Source organism: Micromonospora sp. NPDC023888 (assembly GCF_040639415.1).
GTDB lineage: Bacteria > Actinomycetota > Actinomycetes > Mycobacteriales > Micromonosporaceae > Micromonospora.
Window position 1 is genome coordinate 158,597 of record NZ_JBEZZW010000008.1, and the last position, 23,136, is coordinate 181,732.

The following is a 23,136-nucleotide window of genomic DNA, read 5'->3' on the forward strand; positions in this document are numbered from 1 at the left end:
GCCCGTCACACCCCTGCCAAAGGCCCACGCCGCACCGCAGATTCCACAGGTCGCCGCAGACGGCGAGACCTGCTCACCGACGTTGGTGAGTCGGGATACCGACCGGCTGCTGTGTCACAGACTCCCGCGACGCGTCCTTGCGAGGCGGGTGCACCGAGGCCGCCCGGCCACCTGAGTTCCGACTCCGGGCAGTCCCGGCCTTTATCGAGGGAAGGAATCCATTGAGCGACACCACCGACGTGACGTCGGATGTTTCCAACGTCGCTGGCGATGCCACCGCCGCCGCTCCCGCCCGTCGTCGGCGTAGCGGCACCGGTCTGTCGGCGATGCTGCTGCCAGAGCTGCAGAGCCTGGCTGCGTCGCTCGGCATCTCCGGCACGGCTCGCATGCGCAAGGGCGAGCTGATCGCCGCGATCTCCGAGCGGCAGGGCGGCAACGCCGCCGGGACCCCTCGACCGCGGGCCGAGGTCGCGGCCGCGGCCGCCCCGACCCGTGAGGGGGTGCGCGCCGAGGTGCGGGAGACCGCTGACCGGCCGGCCGCCGAAGGGCGTAGCGCCGAGCCGGCATCGGCCGAGCCGGCCACCGAGACCGAGGGCCGTGGTCGCACCCGGCGGAGCCGGGCCGCAGCGGCGGAGACGCGTCCGGCTGAGGCGCGTTCGACCGAGACGGCACGTCCGACCGAGACGCGTACCGACGAGGCGGAAGCCGGCGAGCGGGCCGACCGTGGCGAGAATCGCCGTGAGCGGGCCGAGCGTCCGGAACGTGCCGAGCGGGCCGAGCGTCCCGAGCGGGCCGAGCGCACCGAACGGGCCGAGCGTCCGGAACGTGCCGAGCGGGCCGAGCGCACCGAACGGGCCGAGCGCACCGAGCGTCCCGAACGTGCCGAGCGGGCGGAGCGCACCGAGCGTGCTGACCGGGGCGAGCGTGCCGAGCGCACGGAGCGCCCCGACCGGGGCGAGCGTGCCGAACGGGCGGACCGTGCGGAGCGCAACGACCGGGGCGAGCGTGCCGAGCGCGGCGAGCGGAACGAGCGCACGGAGCGCACCGACCGGGGCGATCGCAATGATCGCAACGACCGGGGCGACCGGGGCGACCGCAACGATCGTGGTCAGCGTGCCGAGCGGGACACCGACGACGATGACGGCGAGGGCGGCGGCCGGCGTGGCCGGCGCAGCCGCTTCCGGGACCGTCGCCGCGGGCGCGGCGAGCGCACCGAGACCGGCACCGACACCGGCGGGCGTGAGCCGCAGGTCAGCGAGGACGACGTGCTCGTCCCGGTGGCCGGCATCATCGACGTGCTCGACAACTACGCCTTCGTGCGGACCACCGGTTACCTGGCCGGCCCGAACGACGTTTACGTCTCGATGTCCCAGATCAAGAAGTACGGCCTGCGCCGCGGTGACGCGATCACCGGTGCGGTGCGGGCGGCCCGCGAGGGCGGCAACAGCGGCGACCAGCGGCGGGACAAGTACAACCCGCTGATGCGGCTGGACACGATCAACGGGATGGAGCCCGAGGAGGCCCGGCGTCGTCCGGAGTTCTACAAGCTCACCCCGCTCTACCCGCAGGAGCGCCTGCGCCTGGAGACCGAGCCGCACATCCTGACCACCCGGGTCATCGACCTGGTCATGCCGATCGGCAAGGGCCAGCGGGCACTCATCCAGTCGCCGCCGAAGGCGGGTAAGACGATGGTGCTGCAGGCGATCGCGAACGCGATCACCCGCAACAACCCGGAGTGCCACCTCATGGTGGTGCTTGTGGACGAGCGGCCCGAAGAGGTCACCGACATGCAGCGGTCGATCAAGGGCGAGGTCATCGCGGCCACGTTCGACCGTCCGCCGCAGGACCACACCACGGTGGCCGAGCTGGCCATCGAGCGGGCCAAGCGCCTGGTCGAGCTTGGGCACGACGTGGTCGTGCTGCTCGACTCGGTGACCCGGCTCGGTCGGTCGTACAACCTGGCCGCTCCGGCCAGCGGCCGGATCATGTCGGGTGGTATCGACTCCACGGCGCTCTACCCGCCGAAGCGCTTCCTCGGCGCGGCCCGCAACATCGAGAACGGCGGGTCGTTGACCATCATCGCCACGGCGCTGGTGGAGACCGGGTCCATGGCGGACACGGTCATCTTCGAGGAGTTCAAGGGCACCGGCAACGCGGAGCTGAAGCTGGACCGGAAGATCGCCGACAAGCGGACCTTCCCGGCCATCGACATCAACCCGTCCGGCACCCGGAAGGAAGAGGTCCTGCTCGCACCCGAAGAGCTGGCCATCATCCACAAGCTCCGGAAGGTGCTGCACTCGCTGGACTCGCAGGCGGCGATGGATCTCCTGCTGGACCGGCTCAAGCAGTCCCGCACCAACATCGAGTTCCTGATGCAGATCGCGAAGTCGACGCCGGGGGAGTAACAGGTCCCGGTTGACCGACGACGAAGGGGCACGGCCATCGCGGCCGTGCCCCTTCGTCCTGTGACTCCTCGCGTTGATCGGACCCCGGGGCCTGACCCACCATGCCTCCCTCGCCCCCTTTGCTGTGCTTACCTGGATGCACCGGTGGGGACCGCACGGTGGTGCATCCGCATAAGCAGAGCAAAGGAGGGTGGGAGAGTGGTCTGGTCTGGGTCTGGGTCTGGTTGGGGCCGGCGAGGCGACGGCAGGCAGGAGTGGCGGGTGCGAGGGGGTCAGGTCGTCAGGGGCGAGCCCACGCTGAGGCCCCGCCGGCTCAGAAGTCGCCGTCGGCCACCTGGAAGACGGTGAGGCCGAGGGCCCGCCACATCTGGACCACCTGGACGCGGTCGTCGAAGACGCCTGCCACCCGGTAACGGTCCCGGATCTCCCGGTCGTAGATCTCCCGCTTCACGATCGAGTCCTTCCGGGAGTCGCCCACGGCACGCAGGTGCAGGCCGAGGTACGGAACCCGGACGTGCCGGGCCAACCACGCCTCGGTGGCCGCGCGGGCGGAGGCGTCCCGCCCGGAGCAGAAGACCACCCCGTAACCGGCGGCGTGCATCGCCCGGACCGCCGCGATCACCGCCGTGTTCGGCTGGTCCTCGCCCACCCGGGTCATGTCGTACGGGCTGCGGGACACGGCCAACGCGACGGTGCCGTCGATGTCCACCAGGACGATCTCGGGTGGCTCGGTCGACGGCGGGTGCACGGCGGCGGGGCGTCCGGTGCGAGCCTGCGGCACCGGCAACGGCAGCGTCCGCCCCTCGAGGTACCGCTCGTGCAGCCGGCGGATCGCCTCCGCGCCGACCTGGTCGGCGGGCGGGCGCGCGGCGTCCCGGCGCAGGCACTCGTCCAACGGCACGTCGGTGAAGTCGTGCACCTCGAAATCCGCGCCGTGCCGGGCGGCCAGCTCGGCCCAGTCGCGCAGGGTCCGCGAGCGCAGGTTCGTGTCGTCCACGCAGACGTCCGCCCGGGCCCGCAGCAACGCCTCGACCTGCGCCCGCTGGACGACTGTGACCTGAGCCTCGGCCCACTGGGTGAAGAGCCGTTCGCCGTGCAGCATCCGGCGTAGGTCGTCCCGGTTGACGCGGACAACTGACGGCTGGAGCGTACGGGCGAACGTCGTCTTACCCGAGGCGGGCAGTCCCCGGGTGGCGATCAGGCGGGTCATCGGCACCCCTGCGGCTCGTTGGACGTACCCCCGGCGGGGTACGCGGCGGCGGCCCGCCGGGTGGGCGAATGCCCCGCCGGGCGGCGGGAATGCGGACGGGGGAGCACGTGTTGACGATGCCGGACGAGGTGTGCGGCCCGATTACCGGGTCGGCTCAGGCCCATGGCACACTGGTCAATCGGCCACCGGTTCCGGTTCACGCCCGAGCCCGTCGTGTACGGCGCGACGAGTGATGACGGCGACCCGGCGACCACCAACGAGAGGACCGAGGCGAGATGAAGGCAAACATCCACCCGGAGTACGTGACCACCGAGGTCAGCTGCTCCTGTGGCAACACGTTCACGACCCGCAGCACCGCCAAGGGCGGCACGATCCACGCCGAGACCTGCAGCGCCTGCCACCCGTTCTACACCGGTAAGCAGCGCGTTCTCGACACCGCGGGCCGGGTCGCGAAGTTCCAGCAGAAGTACGCCAAGGTTCAGGCCAAGAAGGCCAAGTAACTCCTCGTTCGGCGCCCGCGTCCGGTTCTTCACCGGGCGCGGGCGCCGTCCGCGTTGTGCCCTGTTTCCACCCGGCGGTCGGCCTTCGGCCACACCAGTCCGGCGCCGCACCGTCGAAGGAGCATCCGCAGCATGAGCAGCGAGCGTCTGGCCGCCCTCCTCGACGAGTACGCGGAGCTGGAGAAGCGGTTGGCCGACCCGGCCATCCACGCCGACCAGACGACCGCACGCAGGGTGGGTCGCCGCTACGCGGAACTGGTGCCGCTGCACAAGGCCGCCGCTGAGCTGGAGCAGGCCCGCGCCGACCTGGCCGCGGCTCGCGAGTTGGCTGCCGAGGACCCGTCCTTCGCGGGTGAGGCGGAGGCCATCGCCGGGTCGGTGCCGGTGCTTGAGGAGCGCCTCGCCGAGCTGCTCATCCCGCGCGACCCGCACGACGCCAAGGACGTGATCGTCGAGATCAAGGCCGGTGAGGGTGGCGAGGAGTCGGCGCTCTTCGCCGGTGACCTGCTGCGGATGTACACCCGCTACGCCGAGCGGCACGGCTGGATCACCGAGGTGATCGACGCACAGGATTCCGACCTGGGCGGGGTCAAGGACGTCTCACTGGCGATCAAGACCAAGGGTGTGCCGGAGGGCGGCAACGGCGTCTGGTCACGACTCAAGTGGGAGGGCGGCGTGCACCGGGTGCAGCGGGTCCCGGTCACCGAGTCGCAGGGCCGCATCCACACGAGCGCCGCCGGGGTGCTGGTGCTGCCCGAGGCCGAGGACGTCGACGTCACGATCGACCAGAACGATCTGCGCATCGACGTGTTCCGTTCGTCCGGCCCGGGTGGTCAGTCGGTGAACACCACCGACTCGGCGGTGCGGATCACCCACCTGCCGACCGGCATCGTCGTCTCCTGCCAAAACGAGAAGTCCCAGTTGCAGAACCGGGAGCAGGCCATGCGGATCCTGCGGGCCCGGCTGCTCGCCGCCGCGCAGGAGCAGGCCGACGCCGCCGCCTCGGACGCCCGCAAGGCGCAGGTGCGCACGGTGGACCGCTCGGAGCGGATCCGCACCTACAACTTCCCGCAGAACCGGATCAGCGACCACCGGATCGGCTACACGGCGTACAACCTGGACCTGGCGCTCGCGGGCGAGCTGGACGGGGTGCTGGACGCGCTCGCCGAGGCCGACCGCGCCGCCCGGCTCGCCGGCGACACCGAACTCACCCGCCGCTGACGGCGTCGGGCACCCGTCCGGCTGGACGGGACGCCACCGGCGCCCGGACGATCAGCTCGCGCGGGGACGGGTCTTGGCGCGGAGCATCTCCCGGTCGGCCTGCTCGAAGGCGACGCTGAGCGCGTCCCGCAGCCCACCGCCACCGGAGACCTCCGCGAAGCCGATGCTCACCCCGACCGGGGTCCCGGGCACCAGCGACTCCCAGTCTTCGAGTCGGACGGCGGCCTCGATCCGGCGGGCCACCTCGGTGGCTTCGGACATGCCGGTGTCCGGCAGCACCACCACGAACTCGTCGCCGCCGTAGCGGGCCACGAAGTCGCCCCGGCGCATCACCCGGTTGATCACCCCGGCGATGCGTTGGAGCACCAGGTCACCGGAGTGGTGCCCGTGGCGGGTGTTCACCGCCTTGAAGCCGTCCAGGTCGCAGACACCGATCACCACCCGGTCGCCTCGGGTGACCACGGCGGTGATGTAGCGCTCCAGCCGGCGCCGGTTGGGCAGCCCGGTGAGCGGGTCGGTCAACGCCTCGCCCTCGAACCGTGCCGCTTCGCGGCGCATCTCCTCGTGGTCGATCCGGGCGGCGATGCCGTCGATGTAGACGTCGCGCAGTCGATCGTTGCGCTGGGCGGCGAGCCGGAACGCCAGTCGGTCGGCCCGGTGCGCCGCCGGGTGGTCGCCGGCACGGGCCAGGGCGATGCTGCGCAGCCGGGCCGGCTCGGCCGCCCCGAGTGTCTCGTTCGACACGTGGATGGTGTCCAGCCGGGTGACCGCCTCGATCGGCCGCCCGTCGGCGACGGCGAGACACACCTGCCCGAGCTGACGCATGTCGCGGGCGCGGGAGCTGTCCCCTCCGTGGCTGATCAGGCGGGCCGGCGCGGGTTTCCCGTCGGTCTGCACCTGGTCGCCGAGCGCGGCCTGGCGGGCCGCCGCGTAGCCGTACGCGGCGAGGCTGCTCGGGCGCAGCCGGCCGGCCCGCCCGGAGCGTACGAAACGGTCCAGGTCGGAGGCCACGTCCCGGAGCACCCGCAGGCAGCCGTCGCTGTCGCCGTTGTGGTCGAGTGCCACGGCGTTGCGCAGCCGGATGCCCGGCGCGGCGAACGTCTCCTCGGGGATCCCGGCGGTGAGCCCGAGTTGCCGGGCCCGTTCGATGGCTCCCAGGGCGTACCCGTGGAAGCTGAGGTAGCTGTACGCCATGGCCAGGTCGTGCCAGCCCCAGGCGGTGTCCCGGTCCGGGTCCTCGACGGCGCCCAGCGCCCGGGCGGCTCGGACGAGGTGGGTGACGCAGCGGTCAAGCGCGCCCTGGTGGTGTGCGGCGAGGGCGGCCAGCGCGTTGAGGTGCCCGTGCAGGTACGGCTCGGCGAGATCGCGGACGGCCGCCGACGCCTCCTCGATGGCCCGGGTGAACTCCGCCGTCCGACCGAGATTGATCAGTGCGGAGAGGCGTTGCACCATCGCGTCCGCCCGTGCCGCCGGGTCGGTGGTGGTGCGGATCACACGTTCCAGCAGGACGTACGACTCCGCGGAGCGACTGGCCTCCTGCAGTGCGCGGGCGCGCGTGAGGGCATCAACCTGGTCGTCGACCCGGTCGAGCCAGCCCACCCGCCAACCTCCTGTCGTGTGCGCCGTCCGCGCACCCGTTGGTCGCGCCGCCCGCGACGCATCATGATTATCGCGTGACCACTCTGCCGCAACACCCCCCCGAAGGGACAGGCCCCATCCGCCCGTCCGCCGCGGTGGCTCGGGCGACCCGCGCGCTCACCGCCGCCGGGGTCGGCCCGGCCCGGGTGGAGGCCGAGTTGCTTGTGGCGTACGTGCTGGGGGTGCCCCGCGGTCGGCTGGCGCTCGCCGACGACCTCGACGACGAGCAGGTGGCGCGGCTCGACGCTCTGACGCGTCGGCGGGCCGCGCGGGAGCCGTTGCAGCACCTGACCGGCCGGGCTGGGTTCCGGCACCTCGAACTGTCGGTGGGCCCGGGGGTCTTCGTGCCCCGGCCGGAGACCGAACTGCTGGCCGGCTGGGGTGTCGAGCAGGCCCGGGGCCGGAGGGCGCCGGTGGTGGTCGACCTGTGCAGCGGCTCGGGCGCGATCGCCCTCGCGGTGGCCCAGGAGCTGCCCGGGGCGCGGGTGATCGCGGTGGAGCGGTCCCCGGAGGCGCTTGTCTGGTTGCGGCGCAACGCGGCGGAGCGGGCCGGGGCGGGGGACCGGCCGATCGAGGTGGTCGAGGCCGACGTGACCGCACCGGACCTGCTGGCGGCCCTGGTGGGCTCGGTGGACGTGCTGCTCTGCAACCCGCCGTACGTGCCGGACGACGTGGTGGTCCCGCCGGAGGTGGCCGGGCACGATCCCGCGGAGGCGGTCTTCGGCGGCGCGGACGGTCTGGCGGTGATCCGTCCCGTCGTCAGCCGGGCGGCGGCGCTGCTGCGCCCGGGTGGCGTTCTCGGCGTCGAGCACGACGACACCCACGGCGCGGCGGTGCCCGGGTTGCTGGCCGAGGCCGGCGGGTTCACCGCTGTCACGGCGCATCTGGACCTCACCGGACGGCCCCGTTACGCCACCGCGTCCCGACGGGCGGACGGCCAGCACGCCCCGATCGGGGTGGCGTGGCAGACTGACTCCTCGTGATGCTCTACGACTGCCGGTCGCCCGCCGACCGGGACCGCGGCATCGCTGCGGCGATCGAGGCGGTCAAGAACGGCGAGCTTGTCGTCCTTCCCACAGATACCGTCTACGGGATCGGCGCGGACGCGTTCACCCCGTACGCGGTCAAGGCACTGCTGGATGCCAAGGGCCGGGGTCGGCAGATGCCGCCGCCGGTGCTGATCGGCTCGCGGCACACCCTGGACGGGTTGGTCTTCTCGCTGCCCACGGCCGCCCGGGACCTGGTGGAGGCGTTCTGGCCGGGTGCGCTGACGATCGTGGTCGAGCACTCGCCGAGCCTCCAGTGGGACCTGGGCGACAAGACGGGCACGGTGGCGGTGCGAATGCCGCTGCACCCGGTGGCGCTCGAGGTGCTGCGGGAGACCGGCCCGATGGCGGTCTCGTCGGCCAACAAGACCGGCCAGCCCGCCGCGGTGACCGCCGAGGAGGCACGGGACCAGCTCAGCTACTCGGTGCGGGCCTACCTGGAGGCCGGGCCCTGTCCGGATCCGGTGCCCAGCACGATCGTGGATCTGACCGGTGAGGTGCCGCAGTTGCTGCGGGCCGGGGCGATCCCGTTGGAGAAGCTGCGCGACGTCGTGCCGGACCTCATCGACGGCCGGGGGGTCTGAGTGCCCCCGTTCACGGTCCTGCACGTCTGCATGGGCAACATCTGCCGCTCACCGATGGCGGAGCGGCTGCTCGCTCTCGCCGTGCGGGAGCGGTTGACGCGGCGCGAGCAGGACCCGGCCCAGGCCGACGGGTTGGTGCACAGCCACAGCGCCGGCACGGGTGGTTGGCACGCGGGCGAGGAGATGAATCCGCCGGCGGCCCGGCAGGTCACCGGCCGTGGTGGCGACGTGGAGGGGTTCGCCGCGCGCAAGCTGCGTTCGGACCACATCGACGCCGCCGACCTGGTGCTGACCGCCACCGCCGACCAGCAGGAGTACGTGGTGGCGCTGCGCCCGGACGCGGCGGCCCGCACGTTCGTGCTCGGCGAGTTCGGTCGGCTGCTGGCCGCGGTGGACGACGCCGCGTTGCCGCCGGGTGACGCGACCCCGGAGGCCGTGTACGCCCGTGGGGTGGCCCTGGTGGCAGCGGCCCACGATGCCCGGTTGGGCGCCTCGGCGCTGGCCACCGATGATCTGGACGACCCGTGGGGTCGTGGTGACCAGTGCTTCAGCCGGGTCGCCGACGAGATCGAGGAGACGGTCCACCCGCTGGCCGGCGCGCTGCTGCCCTGAGCGCGGTGCGAGTTTCCTCCGGGTTTGGGGAAAACCCGGGGCGAAAGCGGCGTTCCGGGTCATTCTGAACGGGTCCTAGCGTGACCGGCTCCTGCGGGGAGAGCTGATGATCCGGGCCCATCTCGACAAACTGCTGACCGTGGTGATCGCCGGAGTGCTGGCCGGGTTGGTGCTGGCCGCAGCCGCCCTGCCGGTGGCCCTGGTGTTCGGGATCGGCTTCAGCGCCCTGTCCACGCCGTACTCGGAGCTGCCGAACACGCTCCGCACGCCGCCCACCGCGCAACGCTCCAACCTCTACGCCAACGACGGCACCACCCTGATCACCTCCTTCTACCAGGAGGACCGGGTGGACGTGCCGCTGCGCGAGGTGGCCCCGGTGATGCGCCAGGCGATCGTGGCCGCCGAGGACGTCCGGTTCTACCAGCACAGCGGGGTGGACCTGCGCGGTGTGGTGCGCGCGTTCACCGTCAACAAGCGCGACGGGCGGACCCGGCAGGGCGCCTCCACGCTGACCATGCAGTACGTCCGCAACGTGCTCAGCAGCGATCCCCGGCTGACCGAGGCGCAGCGGCTGGCCGCCACGGAGGTCACCACCGCCCGCAAGCTCCAGGAGATGCGGTACGCGCTCGCGCTGGAACGCGAACTCGACAAGGAGCAGATCCTCACCCGCTACCTCAACATCGCCTACTTCGGCGCCGGGGCGTACGGCATCGCGGCGGCCAGCAAGCGCTACTTCTCCCGGTCCCCGGCCGAGCTGACCCTGGCCCAGGCGGCACTGCTGGCCGGTCTGGTCCGGTCGCCGGACAGCGACGACCCGATCAACGGCGACGCCGACAGCGCGCTGGAACGTCGGTCGTACGTGTTGGAACGGCTCGTGGAGTCGGGGCAGGTGCCGGCGGACGCGGCGGCGGCGGCGCGGGCCGAGCCGTTGCAGCTACGGCCGAGCGAGACGCCGAACGACTGCACCGGGGTGCCCGAGGCGCACAACGACTGGGGTTTCTTCTGCGACTGGTTCACCCGTTGGTGGAGCAGCCAGTCCGCGTTCGGGGCGACCGCCGACGAGCGGCAGCGCGCGCTGCGCCGGGGTGGGTTCTCGATCGTGTCGTCGCTGGACCCGGGGGTGCAACGGGCCACCACCGAGCAGGTGCTGAAGATCTATCAGCCGTCGGCTGCCGAGGCGGTGCCGACCGCTGTGGTGCAACCGGGCACCGGGCGGGTGCTGGCGATGTCGGTGAACCGCGCCTACAGCGTGAAGGACAACCCGGTCGGGCAGAAGAACCGCCCGAACACCGTCAACCAGTTGATCGGCGGCGGCGGCGCGATCGAGGGGTACCAGGGCGGTTCGACGTTCAAGCTCTTCACGATGCTCGCCGCGTTGGAGGCGGGCCTGCCGCTGTCGACCGACTTCGTGGCACCCACCCAGTTGCTCACCCGCTTCCCGGTCACCGGGGAGGCGAGCTGCGACGGCCGCTGGTGCCCGTCGAACTCCAGCCCATCCGCGATGGACGGCCCCCGCACCATGTGGAGCGCGTTCGGCCGGTCGGTGAACACGTACTTCGCCTGGCTTACCGAGAAGGTCGGCGCCGACCGGGTGGTGGAGATGGCCGAGCGACTGGGCATCGTGCTGCGGGCCGACGACGACGCCCGACTGGCCCGGTACGGCGCGAAGGACTGGGGTCCGTTCACCCTGGGCGTCGCCGCGACCACGCCGCTGGACCTGGCCACCGCGTACGCCACGGTGGCGGCCGAGGGGACCTGGTGCGCGCCGCTGCCGGTGGTGTCGATCACCGACGCGGGTGGCCGCCCGGTCGACGCCGCCAAGCCGGACTGCCGGCAGGTGCTCGACGTCGACGTCGCTCGGGCGGCCACCGACGCGGCTCGCTGCCCGGTCGGTGACCAGTCGATGTACGGGCGCTGCGACGGCGCCACCGCACCCAACCTGCGCGCGCGGCTCGGCCGACCGGTGGCGGGCAAGACCGGCAGCTCGGAGCACTACGAGACGGAGACGGTCGTCGCGTTCACGCCGCAACTCGCGGTCGCCTCGATGGCGGCGAACCCGGACGATCCCCGGGACGCGGTCGGTCAGGCAGTGCAGGCCCGGATGGTGGACGCGGTCGGCGAGGTGCTCTCCACCGCCCTGCGCGGCCAACCGGTACGCGACTTCGTCCCGCCGAGCGAACGAACCGCCTTCCAGGTCACCGGAGCCCGCACCGGCAACTGAAGCCGCTGTGGGTCAGGGGGTTTGTTCGGCGTTGCGGGCGATGTTGCGGGCCATGCCGCCGAAGACCACAGTGTGGAACGGGGCCACCGACTTCCAGTAGGCGTGCCCCGGCAGGCCGCGCGGCAGGAAGACGGCGCGTTGCTGGTAGCGGCTGCGGCCGTCGTCGGCCGGAACCACCCGCATCTCCAGCCAGGCCCGGCCGGGTAGCCGCATCTCCGCGCGGAGCCGCAGCAACTCACCGGGGATGATCTCCTCGACCCGCCAGAAGTCCAGCGCCTCGCCGACCTGGAGGTGATGCGGGTCGCGTCGGCCTCGGCGCAGCCCGACCCCGCCGACCAGCCGGTCCAGCCAGCCGCGGATCGACCAGGCGAGGGGGAAGGAGTACCAGCCGTGTTCGCCGCCGACGCCCTCGACGACCCGCCAGAGCGCCAGCGGCGAGGCGTCCACCGCCCGTTCCCGGACGTCGGTGTAGGCGGTGCCGCCGGACCACACCGGGTCGGTGGGCAGCGGTTCGGCGGGTGCGTCCGGGCCGCTCGCGTTCGACCAGCGGGTCTCCACCTGGGCGTCGCGCACCTTGGCCAGCGCCAGCGCCACCGCGTCATCGAAGCCGGTCAGCCCGCCCGGCGGGTCGGGGACGTAGCGGGCAATGTCGTGTTCGTCCGCTACCGCCTCCTGGATCAGGCTCTCCACCAGCGGGCGGGCGATGGCATTCGGCACCGGGGTGATCAGGCCGACCCAGTGCGAGGAGAGCGAGGGGGTGAGCGCCCGGACCGGCACGATGAGCCGCCGGCGCAGCCCGGCCACCCGGGCGTAACGCTGCATCATCTCGCGGAACGTGAGCACGTCCGGTCCGCCGATGTCGAAGCCACGGTTGACGTCCGGCGGCAGCGCGGTGCAGCCGACCAGGTAGCTCAGCACGTCGCGGACGGCGATCGGCTGGATCCGGTTGCGCACCCAACGCGGCGTGACCATGGCAGGGAGTCGCTCGGTCAGGTACCGCAGCATCTCGAACGACGCCGAACCCGACCCGATGATCACCGCGGCCCGCAGCACCGCCGTGGGCACCCCACTGCCCAGCAGGATCCGGCCCACCTCGGCCCGGGAGCGCAGGTGCGGCGAGGGGACCGCGTCGGTGGCCGGCAGCGGACCGCCCAGGTAGACGATCCGGCGTACGCCTGCCGCGCGGGCCGCCGCCGCGAAGTTCGTCGCCGCCGCCCGGTCGGCGGCCTCGAAGTCGGGCCGGCCGAGTGAGTGCACCAGGAAGTAGGCGACGTCCACGTCGGCGAAGACGGCCGGCAACGTGTCCGGCCGACTCAGGTCCCCCTCGACGATCTCGGCGGCCGAGGCCCAGGGCACGTCGCGCAGCCGGACCGCCTTGCGGGCGAGGCACCGCACGGTGTGACCCTCGGCGAGCAGCAGCGGCGTCAGCCGCCCGCCGATGTATCCGGTTGCTCCGGTGACGAGGCATCTCACGAGGTCCAGTCTGCGGCCCCCTAGACTCGTTCGCTGTGGAGACCGAGACGAGCACCTTCTGGGGGCCGGATTTCGCGCAGCTCAGGGCGACCGACCCGGAGATCGCCGGGGTGGTCCTCGGTGAGCTGGACCGGTTGCGGGGTGGCCTGCAGCTCATCGCCAGCGAAAATCTGACCTCGCCGGCGGTGCTGGCCGCGCTCGGCTCGACGCTCACCAACAAGTACGCCGAGGGCTACCCGGGTCGGCGTTACTACGGCGGCTGCGCCGAGGTGGACCGGGCCGAGGAGATCGGCATCGCCCGGGCCAAGGAGCTGTTCGGGGCCGAGCACGCCAACCTCCAGCCACACTCCGGGGCGAGCGCCAACCTGGCCGCGTACGCGGCGCTTGTGCAGCCGGGGGACACGGTGCTGGCGATGGACCTGCCGCACGGCGGGCACCTCACCCACGGCAGTCGGGTGAACTTCTCCGGCAAGTGGTTCCACCCGGTCGGCTACCCGGTCCGGCCGGACACCGAGCTGATCGACTACGACGAGGTACGGGATCTGGCGCGGGCGCACCGACCCAAGCTGATCATCTGTGGTGCCACCGCGTACCCCCGTCTGATCGACTTCGCCCGGTTCCGGGAGATCGCCGACGAGGTCGGGGCGTACCTGATGGTGGACGCCGCGCACTTCATCGGCCTGGTCGCCGGCCGGGCGATCCCGTCCCCGGTGCCGTACGCGGACGTCGTCTGCGCCACCACCCACAAGGTGCTGCGCGGCCCGCGCGGCGGCATGATCCTCTGCCGCGAGTCGCTGGCCCAGCGGATCGACAAGGCGGTCTTCCCGTTCACCCAGGGCGGTCCGCTCATGCACGCGGTCGCGGCCAAGGCGGTCGCCCTGCGCGAGGCCGCCCAGCCGGAGTTCCAGACGTACGCCCGGCAGGTGGTGAGCAACGCCCAGGCGCTCGCGGCCGGGCTGGCCGACGAGGGGATGCGTCAGGTGTCCGGCGGCACCGACACCCACCTCGCCCTGATCGACCTGCGGGAGGCGGGGGTGACCGGGGCGGAGGCCGAGCGGCGCTGCGACGCAGCGTCGATCACCCTGAACAAGAACGCCATCCCGTACGACCCGCAGCCCCCGATGGTGGCCTCCGGTCTGCGGGTGGGCACCCCGTGCGTCACCACCCAGGGCATGCGGGAGGGGGAGCTGCGGCAGGTGGCGACCCTGATCGCCCGCGCGGTGCGCACCGATCCCGGGGCACCGGGCGGGGCCGACGAGCTGACCCGGATCGGTGCCGACGTGGCCGAGCTGGTCGCGGCGTTTCCGGCGTACCCCCGTGGCTGAGCCCGTGGTGGTCGCGCCCGACGGCGACCGGCGGTGGCGGCTGCGGCACCTGCCGGTGTTGCTGGCGGCGTCGGTGGGGCTGGCCGTGGTCGCCGCGGTCGTGGGTGCGGCGACCGGCGGCGCGACCGCCGCGCTCGGCGCGGCGGCCGGCGTGGGCGTCACGGTGTTCAGCTACACCCTCACCACAGTGGTGCTGGCCTGGGCCGACCAGATCAACCCGCAACTGCTGCTGCCGTTGGGCCTGGGCCTGTACGCGCTGAAGTTCACCCTGTTGGGTGTCGTGCTGGTGGCGGTGGCCTCGACCGGCTGGCCCGGGTTGATTCCGCTTTGCCTCGGCATCGTCGCCGGGGTGGCAGTGTGGACAGCGGTGCACCTCTGGTGGCTGACCAGGGTGTACGCCCACCGGCCACGGGACTGACCTGGCGATCGGCCGGCCGTCCCAACCAGCGGACGCGCCGCAATATGTCGGCCTCCGGTCATTTTCCGACGGGCGGAAGGGGAGTAGCGTGCCCACAGACGACGGCGCCCACGAGATGCCCACACAACGATGGTTGTGCGGGGGGTGAGGCACAGCCTCGTCTTCCCGGCTGATATCGTTCGCCCCGTCATGGCTGATGACCAAACCCCCCGTCCCGCCGGTGAACCGGACGACTATCCGTCCGGTGCCGGTCAGGGTTGGACCGCGCTCAGCTACCTCATCGGAGGCATGCTCGTGTGGGGTTTCATCGGCTGGCTGGTCGACCAGTGGCTCGACACCGGTGGCGTCGCCACCGGGATCGGCTTCGTGCTCGGCATGGCCGGGGGAGTCATCCTGGTCATCCGCCGACTCGGCACGCCTACTTAGGAAGGGACGCGGTGTTCGGACAGGCGAACGTCCTGGCAGCTGGCCAGGCGAATTTCCCACCCAGTGTGGAGGACTTCTACCTGCCCAGCATCCTGCCCTGGGGTGCACACGACTCGTACTGGATCACCAAGTTCACCTTGATGATCTGGATCGCGGTCGGTGTGCTGATCATCTTCTTCCTGGCGACCTACCGGAACCCGAAGCTGGTGCCGACCAAGAAGCAGTGGTTCGCCGAGTCGATCTACGGCTTCGTGCGTAACAACATCTCGGTCGACATGATCGGCCACCAGGGTGTGCGGTTCGCTCCGTACTTCACGACGCTGTTCTGCTTCGTGCTGGTGACGAACGCGTTCGCGATCATCCCGCTCTTCCAGATCTCGCCGAACTCGCACATCGCCTTCCCGGCGATCCTCGCGGTGATCAGCTACGTGCTGTTCAACTACATCGGCATCCGGCACCACGGCTTCGGCAAATACTTCAAGCACGCCCTGATCCCGCCGGCACCGTGGTACATCCTGCCGCTGCTGATCCCGATCGAGGCGTTCTCGACCTTCATCATCCGGCCGTTCTCGCTGGCCGTACGTCTCTTCGCGAACATGTTCGCCGGCCACATGCTCCTGCTGGTCTTCACGCTCGGCGGCTTCGCGATGCTCAACGCCAACGCCTGGCTGGCGCCGGTCTCGGTGGTCTCCTGGGTGATGACCGTGGCGCTGACCCTTCTCGAGGCGCTGGTCATCGTCCTGCAGGCCTACGTCTTCACGGTGTTGAGCGCCAGCTACATCCAGGGCGCGCTCGCCGAAGAGCACTGATCCACGCACCAACCGTTGTCGTCCCGCGTGAGAGTCACGCGTGATAACCAGGAGGAACCACTAATGGATTACGTCGCCGCGGTAGAGGGCAGCACCGCCGCCATCGGCTACGGCCTCGCGGCCATCGGCCCGGGTATCGGCGTTGGCCTGGTCTTCGCCGCCTACATCCAGTCGACCGCCCGCCAGCCGGAGTCGTCCCGGATGACCCTGCCGTACGTCTGGATCGGCTTCGCCGTCATCGAGGCGCTCGCGCTGTTCGGCATCGCCTTCGGCTTCATCTGGGCCGGCTGATTCCGCCCCTTCCGACCGGGAGGTCACCCATGTTGTTCCTCCTCGCCGCCGAGGGTGGAGAGTCAGACCACAACCCGATCATCCCGATCGGGGAGGAGATCGTGGTCGGCACGATCGCCTTCGCCGTGCTCTGCTTCGTGCTGATGAAGTTCGTCTTCCCGCGGATGGAGCAGACGTTCCAGGCTCGGGTCGACGCGATCGAGGGCGGCATCAAGCGCGCCGAGGCCGCTCAGGCCGAGGCGAACCAGCTGCTCGAGCAGTACCGTGCCCAGCTCGCTGAGGCCCGGACCGACGCCGCCAAGATCCGTGACGACGCGCGGGCCGACGCCGAGGGGATCCGGCAGGACATCCTCGCCAAGGCGCGGGAAGAGTCCGACCGGGTCATCCAGGCCGGCAAGGACGCGCTCGCCGCCGAGCGGGCCACCATCGTGCGTGAGCTGCGTGCCGAGGTCGGCACCATCGCGGTGGACCTGGCCAGCAAGATCGTTGGCGAGTCGCTGGCCGACGAGGCACGACGCAAGGGCACCGTCGACCGGTTCCTGAGCGGTCTCGAGAGCACGGGGGCCCGCTGATGCAGGCCGCCAGCCGGGAGTCGTACAAGGTCGCGGCCGAGGGCCTCGACGCGTACGTCCGCGGCACCGACGCGGTCGCTGCGGCTCACACCGCCAACGACCTGCTCGCCGTTGCTGGGCTGCTGCGGCGCGAGCCGCGGCTGCGCCGGGCGCTGTCGGACCCGGCCCGGTCCGGCGCGGACCGCGCCGAACTGCTCGGCGGGATGCTGCGCGGCAAGGTCGGCGACGGTGCGCTCGACCTGCTCGCCACGCTGGTCTCCGGCCGTTGGTCGACGCCGTCGGAGTTGCTCGACGGCGTCGAGCGGCTCGGCGTGGAGGCGGCACTGGCCAGCACCGAGGCCTCCGGCGATCTCGGCGAGGTCGAGGACGAGCTGTTCCGCTTCGGGCAGGTCGTCGCCGGCCAGCCCGAACTTTCGGCGGTGCTGTCCAACCCCGCGGTCCCGGTGGACCAGCGGGGGGTCCTGGTCGGCGACCTGCTCTCCGGCAAGGCCCACCTGGCCACCGTCCGCCTCGTCGAGGTGGCCCTGTCCGGCTTCGGTGGGCGCTCCTTCAGCGGATCGCTCACCCGGCTGGTCGAACTCGCCGCCGAACGGCGGGACCGTCAGGTGGCGTACGTCACCGTGGCGGCCCCGTTGAGTGACGAGGAGGAGCGCCGACTGGGTGCGAGCCTCGCTGGGATATACGGTCGAGAGGTCTCCGTCAAGCAGACGGTCGACCCCCACGTCCTGGGTGGCGTGAGCGTGCGGGTCGGTTCCGACCTGTACGACGGCACCATCCTGCGCCGCCTCAACGAGACCCGCAACGCGCTCGCGAAGCGCTGAACGGCTTCGCCGCCCAGCGGCTGAGCGGCTCAGCCGCTCAGCGTCGGGCGGCTCAGCCGCTCAGCGCCCGGAATGACAGACGCCATTCGGACCGGTCGGTACTAGGTATCCCGGGCCCCTGAATTTTAAGGAAGCAGAGGATGGCCGAGCTGACCATCTCGACGGAGGAGATCCGCGGCGCCCTGGAGCGCTACGTCTCTTCCTACTCGTCCGACGTCTCCCGCGAGGAGGTCGGCACCGTCGCCGACACCGGTGACGGTATCGCCCACGTCGAGGGCCTGCCCTCGACCATGACCAACGAGCTCCTGGAGTTCGAGGACGGCACGCTCGGCGTGGCGTTGAACCTCGACGTCCGGGAGATCGGTGTCGTCGTTCTCGGTGACTCCGCCAAGCTGGAGGAGGGGCAGCGCGTCAAGCGCACCGAGCGGGTTCTCTCCGTTCCGGTCGGCGACGCCTTCCTCGGCCGCGTGGTCGACGCGCTCGGCCAGCCGATCGACGGGCTCGGTGACATCGCCAACGAGGGCTACCGCGAGCTGGAGCTGCAGGCTCCGAACGTGATGTCCCGCCAGTCGGTGTTCGAGCCGCTGCAGACCGGCATCAAGGCCATCGACGCGATGACCCCGATCGGTCGGGGTCAGCGGCAGCTGATCATCGGTGACCGCAAGACCGGTAAGACCACTGTCGCCCTGGACGCGATCCTCAACCAGCGGGACAACTGGCGCACCGGCGACCCGAAGAAGCAGGTCCGCTGCATCTACGTCGCCATCGGCCAGAAGGCCTCCACGATCGCCTCGATCAAGGGCCAGCTCGAAGAGGCCGGCGCGATGGAGTACACGACCATCGTGGCCTCCCCGGCGTCCGACCCGGCCGGCTTCAAGTACCTGGCCCCGTACACCGGCTCGTCCATCGGGCAGCACTGGATGTACGGCGGCAAGCACGTCCTGATCGTCTTCGACGACCTGAGCAAGCAGGCCGAGGCGTACCGGGCCGTGTCGCTGCTGCTGCGTCGCCCGCCGGGCCGTGAGGCGTACCCGGGTGACGTCTTCTACCTGCACTCCCGCCTGTTGGAGCGCTGCGCGAAGCTCTCCGACGAGCTGGGTGGCGGTTCGATGACCGGTCTGCCGATCATCGAGACGAAGGCCAACGACATCTCGGCCTTCATCCCGACCAACGTCATCTCGATCACCGACGGCCAGATCTTCCTGGAGACCGACCTGTTCAACCAGGGCGTTCGTCCGGCGATCAACGTCGGCACCTCGGTCTCCCGGGTCGGCGGCGCCGCCCAGGTGAAGCCGATGCGCAAGGTCGCCGGTTCGCTGCGGCTCAACCTGGCCCAGTACCGCGAGCTGGAGGCGTTCGCCGCCTTCGCCTCCGACCTGGACCGGGCCTCCCGGGCCCAGCTCGACCGCGGTGTCCGCCTCGTCGAGCTGCTCAAGCAGCCGAACTACTCGCCGTTCCCGGTCGAGCAGGAGGTCGTCTCGGTCTGGGCCGGTGTCGAGGGCAAGCTGGACGACATCCCGGTGGGCGAGGTTCGTCGCTTCGAGGCGGAGTTCCTCCAGTACCTGCGGCACAAGCACGAGGGTGTGCTTGCCGGTATCGCCGACAACCAGTGGGGCGACGACATCGTCGGTTCGCTGGACGCGGCGATCACCGAGTTCAAGCAGGTCTTCCTCAACAAGGACGACGAGCGCAAGGTCAACGACGCGCCGGCCGCACCGCTTGAGGGCGACGAGAACCGCGAGACGGTGACCCGCTTCCGCGACAGCGCGACCGACCGCCCGGCCGAGAGCTGATCCCGTGGCGGCCCAGGTACGCGTTCTTCGTCAACGGATCCGCTCGGCGAAGTCGATGAAGAAGATCACCAAGGCGATGGAGCTCGTGGCGACGAGCCGGATCGCCAAGGCTCAGGCCCGGGTGCAGGCGTCCCTGCCGTACGCCCAGGCCATCACCGGTGTGCTCACGGCGCTGGCGTCCAACGCGCGGATCGACCACCCGCTGCTCACCCCGCGCGAGCGGGTGCGGCGGGCGGGCGTCCTGTTGGTCACCAGCGACCGTGGCCTGGCCGGCGGCTACAGCTCCAACGCGATCAGGATGGCGGAGTCGCTGATCGCGCGGCTCAAGGCGGACGGCAAGGAGCCGGTGCTCTACGTCATCGGACGTAAGGGCGTCGGGTTCTACCGGTTCCGCGACCGGCCGATCGAGGCGAACTGGACCGGCTTCAGCGAGCAGCCGTCGTTCGAGGACGCCCGTACCGTTGGTGAGACCCTGATCAAGGCGTTCACCGCCGGTGCGGACGACGCAGACGGCGGTGCCGGAGCGGACGGGGTGCTCGGCGTCGACGAGTTGCACATCGTCTACACCGAGTTCCACTCGCTGATGACGCAGAACCCGGTCACCAAGGTCATCGGTCCGATGCAGGTGGAGGACCGGCCGCGCTCCGAGGGGCTGCTGCCGGCGTACGAGTTCGAGCCGGAGGCGGAGGCGCTGCTCGACGCGCTCCTGCCGAGGTACATCAACACGCGGATCTACGCGGCGTTGATCGAGTCGGCGGCGAGTGAGTCGGCGGCACGGCGGCGGGCGATGAAGAGCGCCACCGACAACGCCGAAGACATGATCGAGAAGTACACGCGCGAGATGAACTCGGCTCGCCAGGCCGGGATCACCCAGGAGATCAGCGAGATCGTCGGCGGCGCCAACGCGCTGGCCGCGTCGGGAAGTGAAGTGTGATGACTGCACCAGTAGAGACCAAGACGGCCACGGGTCGCGTGGTCCGGGTCATCGGCCCGGTCGTCGACGCCGAGTTCCCGCGCGACGCCATGCCGGCCCTGTTCAACGCCCTCAACGTCAAGGTGAACCTGTCCGGCGGTGAGAAGACGCTGACCCTGGAGGTCGCCCAGCACCTGGGTGACAACCTGGTCCGTGCCATCTCGATGCAGCCGACCGACGGCCTGGTCCGCGGCGCGGAGGTGCGTGACCTCGGCGAGCCGATCAGTGTGCCGGTGGGCGACGCGGTCAAGGGCCACGTGTTCAACGCGATCGGCGAGGTGCTCAACCTCAAAGAGGGCGAGACGTTCGAGGCGGACGACCGGTGGGGCATCCACCGCAAGGCCCCGGCCTTCGCGGACCTGGAGCCGAAGACCGAGATGCTGGAGACCGGCATCAAGGTGATCGACCTGCTCGCCCCGTACGTCAAGGGCGGCAAGATCGGCCTGTTCGGCGGCGCGGGCGTGGGCAAGACGGTGCTCATCCAGGAGATGATCACCCGGGTTGCCCGCAACTTCGGTGGTACCTCGGTGTTCGCCGGCGTGGGTGAGCGCACCCGTGAGGGCAACGACCTCATCGCCGAGATGACCGAGTCCGGCGTCATCGACAAGACCGCGCTTGTCTACGGCCAGATGGACGAGCCGCCGGGCACCCGGCTGCGGGTGGCGCTCTCCGCGCTGACCATGGCGGAGTACTTCCGGGACGTGAAGAAGCAGGAGGTGCTGCTCTTCATCGACAACATCTTCCGCTTCACCCAGGCCGGGTCCGAGGTGTCCACGCTGCTCGGCCGCATGCCGAGCGCCGTGGGTTACCAGCCGACCCTGGCCGACGAGATGGGCGAGCTCCAGGAGCGGATCACCTCCGTCCGGGGCCAGGCCATCACCTCCATGCAGGCGATCTACGTGCCGGCGGACGACTACACCGACCCCGCCCCGGCCACCACGTTCGCCCACCTGGACGCGACCACCAACCTGGAGCGGTCGATCTCCGACAAGGGCATCTACCCGGCCGTGGACCCGCTGGCGTCCTCGTCCCGGATCCTCGCCCCGGAGTTCGTCGGCCAGGAGCACTTCCAGGTCGCCACCGAGGTGAAGCGGATCCTGCAGCGCTACCGCGACCTGCAGGACATCATCGCCATCCTCGGCATCGAGGAGCTCTCCGAGGAAGACAAGATCACCGTGGCGCGGGCCCGGCGGATCGAGCGCTTCCTCTCGCAGAACACCTACGCGGCGGAGCAGTTCACCGGCGTGCCGGGCTCGACGGTCCCGATCAAGGAGACCATCGAGGCGTTCCGCAAAATCAGCGAGGGTGAGTACGATCACTTCCCCGAGCAGGCGTTCTTCATGTGCGGCGGTCTTGAGGACCTGGAGCGCAAGGCTGAGGAGCTGATGAAGGCCTGACCGGCCCGATTCGACAGGTAACAAAAAGACTGCCCCGGCAATGCCGGGGCAGTCTTTTGTTCATCTTCGCGTCCTACCATCGTCGCGGTCCGTTACTCGGGGTCGTCCGTTTCGAACAACCCGAGATAGGTTCTATCCGCACGCTCACCCGAACGAGCGTTGATCTCTGCAACCTTTCGACGACGTGCGCCCGTCTTCCTTGCGTGGGCGTAACGAACGGAGCTGCTCGTGGGTAAGGCCGGCAAGCGTGGCCGCAAGTCATCCGTCTGGCGCGGCGTGCCGCGCTGGGCCAGGATCTGCACGGTGTTCGGCACCGTGCTGGTCGTGCTCAGCGGAGCGGTGCTCGTCGGCACGGAGGCCCTGATGGCCCGCTACGAGGGTGCGGTCGGCAAGGCGGACCTGTTCGGGGACCAGGCGGCGGGCGCCCAGCCGAAGAAGAGCGACATCAAGGGCCCACTCAACATCCTGCTCGTCGGCATCGACCCGCGTACACCGACCGCCGCGCCGCTGGCCGACTCGATCATGGTGCTGCACGTGCCGTCGTCCATGGACCGGGCCTACCTCTTCTCCCTGCCGCGCGACCTCTACGTGCCCATCCCGCCGTTCAAGAAGGCCGACTTCCCCGGCGAGACCACGAAGATCAACGCTGCCATGTCGTTCGGCAGCAAGGTGCCGGGGGCCAACCCCGACGCGGCGCGGGGCTTCGAGCTGCTGGCCACCACGGTGCAGAACGTGACGGGCATCAAGCGGTTCGATGCCGGCGCCATCATCAACTTCACCGGCTTCCAGAAGATCGTCGACGCGATGGGCGGCGTCGACATGTACATCGAGCGCGACGTCAAGTCCGAGCACAAGCAGCCGGACGGTAAGCCGCGGCCGGGCAAGACGTACGGCGAGGGTTACGTCGGCCCGCAGGCGCTCTACAAGAAGGGCAACCAGCACCTCAGCGGGTGGCAGGCGCTTGACTACGTCCGGCAGCGCTACCCGAAGAACGGTGTTCCGGACTCCGACTACGGTCGGCAGCGCCACCAGCAGCAGTTCGTCAAGGCCATGGTGGGCCAGGCGTTCAGCGCCGACGTGGTGGCCAACCCGATCAAGCTGGACAAGGTGCTCCGCGCCGCCGGCCAGTCGCTCATCTTCAACGGTCGGGGCAGCAGCGTTGTCGACTTCGGGCTCGCCCTGAAGGACATCCGCCCCAACACCATTCAGATGATCAAGCTCGCCGGTGGTGAGCTCAAGAACAGCAGGGGTGCCTACCTCGGTGAGCAGTTCCAGGCGGATGTCCCGGACTTCTTCACCGCACTGCACAACGAGCAGCTCGACGCCTTCCTGCTTGAGCATCCGGACTTCGTGAACAAGACCAAGTAGTCGTGGCGCGGGTTCTCCCACCCGCGTTGGGAG

General features: G+C 70.7%; 21 protein-coding genes. 18 read left to right on the forward strand and 3 right to left on the reverse strand.

Annotated elements, in window-relative coordinates:
• Nucleotides 1-221 precede the first annotated feature (221 nt).
• On the forward strand, nucleotides 222-2,405 hold the full coding sequence (rho, locus tag AB0F61_RS09980; protein WP_357806385.1) for a transcription termination factor Rho: 2,184 nt from the start codon (nucleotides 222-224) through the stop codon (nucleotides 2,403-2,405).
• 313 nt (nucleotides 2,406-2,718) lie between these two features.
• Here rho and AB0F61_RS09985 read toward each other — a convergent pair whose 3' ends face one another.
• Nucleotides 2,719-3,615, reverse strand: a complete 897-nt coding sequence (locus AB0F61_RS09985) for an AAA family ATPase (RefSeq protein ID WP_357806387.1) — start codon at nucleotides 3,613-3,615, stop codon at nucleotides 2,719-2,721.
• 275 nt (nucleotides 3,616-3,890) lie between these two features.
• Here AB0F61_RS09985 and rpmE point away from each other — a divergent pair, with 275 nt between their 5' ends.
• Both rpmE and prfA read left to right on the forward strand, forming a co-directional pair.
• Nucleotides 3,891-4,115, forward strand: coding sequence for a 50S ribosomal protein L31 (gene rpmE / locus AB0F61_RS09990; RefSeq protein WP_355008073.1), 225 nt, complete (start codon nucleotides 3,891-3,893; stop codon nucleotides 4,113-4,115).
• A 132-nt stretch (nucleotides 4,116-4,247) separates the two neighbouring features.
• Nucleotides 4,248-5,336: a peptide chain release factor 1 gene (prfA, locus tag AB0F61_RS09995; protein ID WP_357806391.1), complete on the forward strand. Its 1,089-nt coding sequence runs from the start codon at nucleotides 4,248-4,250 to the stop codon at nucleotides 5,334-5,336.
• Nucleotides 5,337-5,387: 51 nt separating this feature from the next.
• Here the strand turns inward: prfA and AB0F61_RS10000 are convergent, their stop codons facing one another.
• On the reverse strand, nucleotides 5,388-6,935 hold the full coding sequence (locus AB0F61_RS10000; RefSeq protein WP_357806394.1) for a GGDEF domain-containing protein: 1,548 nt from the start codon (nucleotides 6,933-6,935) through the stop codon (nucleotides 5,388-5,390).
• Between the two features lie 74 nt (nucleotides 6,936-7,009).
• Here AB0F61_RS10000 and prmC point away from each other — a divergent pair, with 74 nt between their 5' ends.
• From prmC to AB0F61_RS10020, 4 genes are all read left to right on the forward strand, one after another.
• The gene (gene prmC / locus AB0F61_RS10005) at nucleotides 7,010-7,957 is read left to right on the forward strand and encodes a peptide chain release factor N(5)-glutamine methyltransferase (RefSeq protein ID WP_357806396.1); all 948 of its coding nucleotides are present in this window, start codon (nucleotides 7,010-7,012) and stop codon (nucleotides 7,955-7,957) included.
• Nucleotides 7,957-8,604 (forward strand): L-threonylcarbamoyladenylate synthase, encoded by a 648-nt coding sequence (locus AB0F61_RS10010; RefSeq protein ID WP_272619657.1) that lies wholly within the window; start codon nucleotides 7,957-7,959, stop codon nucleotides 8,602-8,604. The genes prmC and AB0F61_RS10010 overlap by 1 nt, the downstream gene beginning before the upstream one ends.
• Entirely contained in the window at nucleotides 8,605-9,216 is a 612-nt protein-coding gene (locus tag AB0F61_RS10015) for a phosphotyrosine protein phosphatase (protein ID WP_357806398.1), read from the forward strand.
• A gap of 106 nt (nucleotides 9,217-9,322) precedes the next feature.
• A complete protein-coding gene (locus AB0F61_RS10020; RefSeq protein ID WP_357806401.1) occupies nucleotides 9,323-11,437 on the forward strand; it encodes a transglycosylase domain-containing protein in 2,115 nt (704 codons plus the stop codon).
• Between the two features lie 12 nt (nucleotides 11,438-11,449).
• Here AB0F61_RS10020 and AB0F61_RS10025 read toward each other — a convergent pair whose 3' ends face one another.
• Entirely contained in the window at nucleotides 11,450-12,910 is a 1,461-nt protein-coding gene (locus tag AB0F61_RS10025) for an SDR family oxidoreductase (RefSeq protein WP_357806404.1), read from the reverse strand.
• A gap of 35 nt (nucleotides 12,911-12,945) precedes the next feature.
• Between AB0F61_RS10025 and glyA the strand changes: the two genes are divergently transcribed.
• The 11 genes from glyA (at nucleotide 12,946) to AB0F61_RS10080 (ending at nucleotide 23,103) form a co-directional block, all read left to right on the forward strand.
• A complete protein-coding gene (gene glyA, locus AB0F61_RS10030; RefSeq protein ID WP_357806407.1) occupies nucleotides 12,946-14,235 on the forward strand; it encodes a serine hydroxymethyltransferase in 1,290 nt (429 codons plus the stop codon).
• Complete coding sequence (locus tag AB0F61_RS10035) at nucleotides 14,228-14,653, forward strand: hypothetical protein (protein WP_357806411.1); 426 nt, start codon at nucleotides 14,228-14,230, stop codon at nucleotides 14,651-14,653. The genes glyA and AB0F61_RS10035 overlap by 8 nt, the downstream gene beginning before the upstream one ends.
• 189 nt (nucleotides 14,654-14,842) lie before the next feature.
• A complete protein-coding gene (locus AB0F61_RS10040; protein ID WP_124773539.1) occupies nucleotides 14,843-15,079 on the forward strand; it encodes an AtpZ/AtpI family protein in 237 nt (78 codons plus the stop codon).
• Nucleotides 15,080-15,090: 11 nt separating this feature from the next.
• Entirely contained in the window at nucleotides 15,091-15,888 is a 798-nt protein-coding gene (gene atpB / locus AB0F61_RS10045) for a F0F1 ATP synthase subunit A (RefSeq protein WP_357806415.1), read from the forward strand.
• A gap of 63 nt (nucleotides 15,889-15,951) precedes the next feature.
• Complete coding sequence (locus tag AB0F61_RS10050; protein ID WP_074314047.1) at nucleotides 15,952-16,179, forward strand: ATP synthase F0 subunit C; 228 nt, start codon at nucleotides 15,952-15,954, stop codon at nucleotides 16,177-16,179.
• 32 nt (nucleotides 16,180-16,211) lie between these two features.
• Entirely contained in the window at nucleotides 16,212-16,751 is a 540-nt protein-coding gene (locus tag AB0F61_RS10055) for a F0F1 ATP synthase subunit B (protein ID WP_357806564.1), read from the forward strand.
• The gene (locus AB0F61_RS10060; protein WP_357806418.1) at nucleotides 16,751-17,572 is read left to right on the forward strand and encodes a F0F1 ATP synthase subunit delta; all 822 of its coding nucleotides are present in this window, start codon (nucleotides 16,751-16,753) and stop codon (nucleotides 17,570-17,572) included. Before AB0F61_RS10055 ends, AB0F61_RS10060 begins: the two co-directional genes overlap by 1 nt.
• Before the next feature lie 140 nt (nucleotides 17,573-17,712).
• Entirely contained in the window at nucleotides 17,713-19,365 is a 1,653-nt protein-coding gene (gene atpA / locus AB0F61_RS10065; RefSeq protein ID WP_357806420.1) for a F0F1 ATP synthase subunit alpha, read from the forward strand.
• Between the two features lie 4 nt (nucleotides 19,366-19,369).
• Nucleotides 19,370-20,299: a F0F1 ATP synthase subunit gamma gene (locus tag AB0F61_RS10070; RefSeq protein ID WP_357806424.1), complete on the forward strand. Its 930-nt coding sequence runs from the start codon at nucleotides 19,370-19,372 to the stop codon at nucleotides 20,297-20,299.
• The gene (gene atpD, locus AB0F61_RS10075; RefSeq protein ID WP_357806426.1) at nucleotides 20,299-21,735 is read left to right on the forward strand and encodes a F0F1 ATP synthase subunit beta; all 1,437 of its coding nucleotides are present in this window, start codon (nucleotides 20,299-20,301) and stop codon (nucleotides 21,733-21,735) included. The genes AB0F61_RS10070 and atpD overlap by 1 nt, the downstream gene beginning before the upstream one ends.
• Nucleotides 21,736-21,957: 222 nt before the next feature.
• The gene (locus AB0F61_RS10080) at nucleotides 21,958-23,103 is read left to right on the forward strand and encodes an LCP family protein (protein WP_357806567.1); all 1,146 of its coding nucleotides are present in this window, start codon (nucleotides 21,958-21,960) and stop codon (nucleotides 23,101-23,103) included.
• Nucleotides 23,104-23,136 lie beyond the last annotated feature (33 nt).

Excerpts from the sequence above, each read along its gene's own strand:
- atpD (WP_357806426.1), top strand. The coding sequence starts at position 20,299 with ATGACTGCACCAGTAGAGACCAAGACGGCCACGGGTCGCGTGGTCCGG.
- atpA (WP_357806420.1), top strand. The coding sequence starts at position 17,713 with ATGGCCGAGCTGACCATCTCGACGGAGGAGATCCGCGGCGCCCTGGAG.
- prfA (WP_357806391.1), top strand. The coding sequence starts at position 4,248 with ATGAGCAGCGAGCGTCTGGCCGCCCTCCTCGACGAGTACGCGGAGCTG.
- AB0F61_RS10040 (WP_124773539.1), top strand. The coding sequence starts at position 14,843 with ATGGCTGATGACCAAACCCCCCGTCCCGCCGGTGAACCGGACGACTAT.
- AB0F61_RS10060 (WP_357806418.1), top strand. The coding sequence starts at position 16,751 with ATGCAGGCCGCCAGCCGGGAGTCGTACAAGGTCGCGGCCGAGGGCCTC.
- AB0F61_RS09985 (WP_357806387.1), bottom strand. The coding sequence starts at position 3,615 with ATGACCCGCCTGATCGCCACCCGGGGACTGCCCGCCTCGGGTAAGACG.
- AB0F61_RS10010 (WP_272619657.1), top strand. The coding sequence starts at position 7,957 with ATGCTCTACGACTGCCGGTCGCCCGCCGACCGGGACCGCGGCATCGCT.
- rpmE (WP_355008073.1), top strand. The coding sequence starts at position 3,891 with ATGAAGGCAAACATCCACCCGGAGTACGTGACCACCGAGGTCAGCTGC.
- AB0F61_RS10020 (WP_357806401.1), top strand. The coding sequence starts at position 9,323 with ATGATCCGGGCCCATCTCGACAAACTGCTGACCGTGGTGATCGCCGGA.
- AB0F61_RS10050 (WP_074314047.1), top strand. The coding sequence starts at position 15,952 with ATGGATTACGTCGCCGCGGTAGAGGGCAGCACCGCCGCCATCGGCTAC.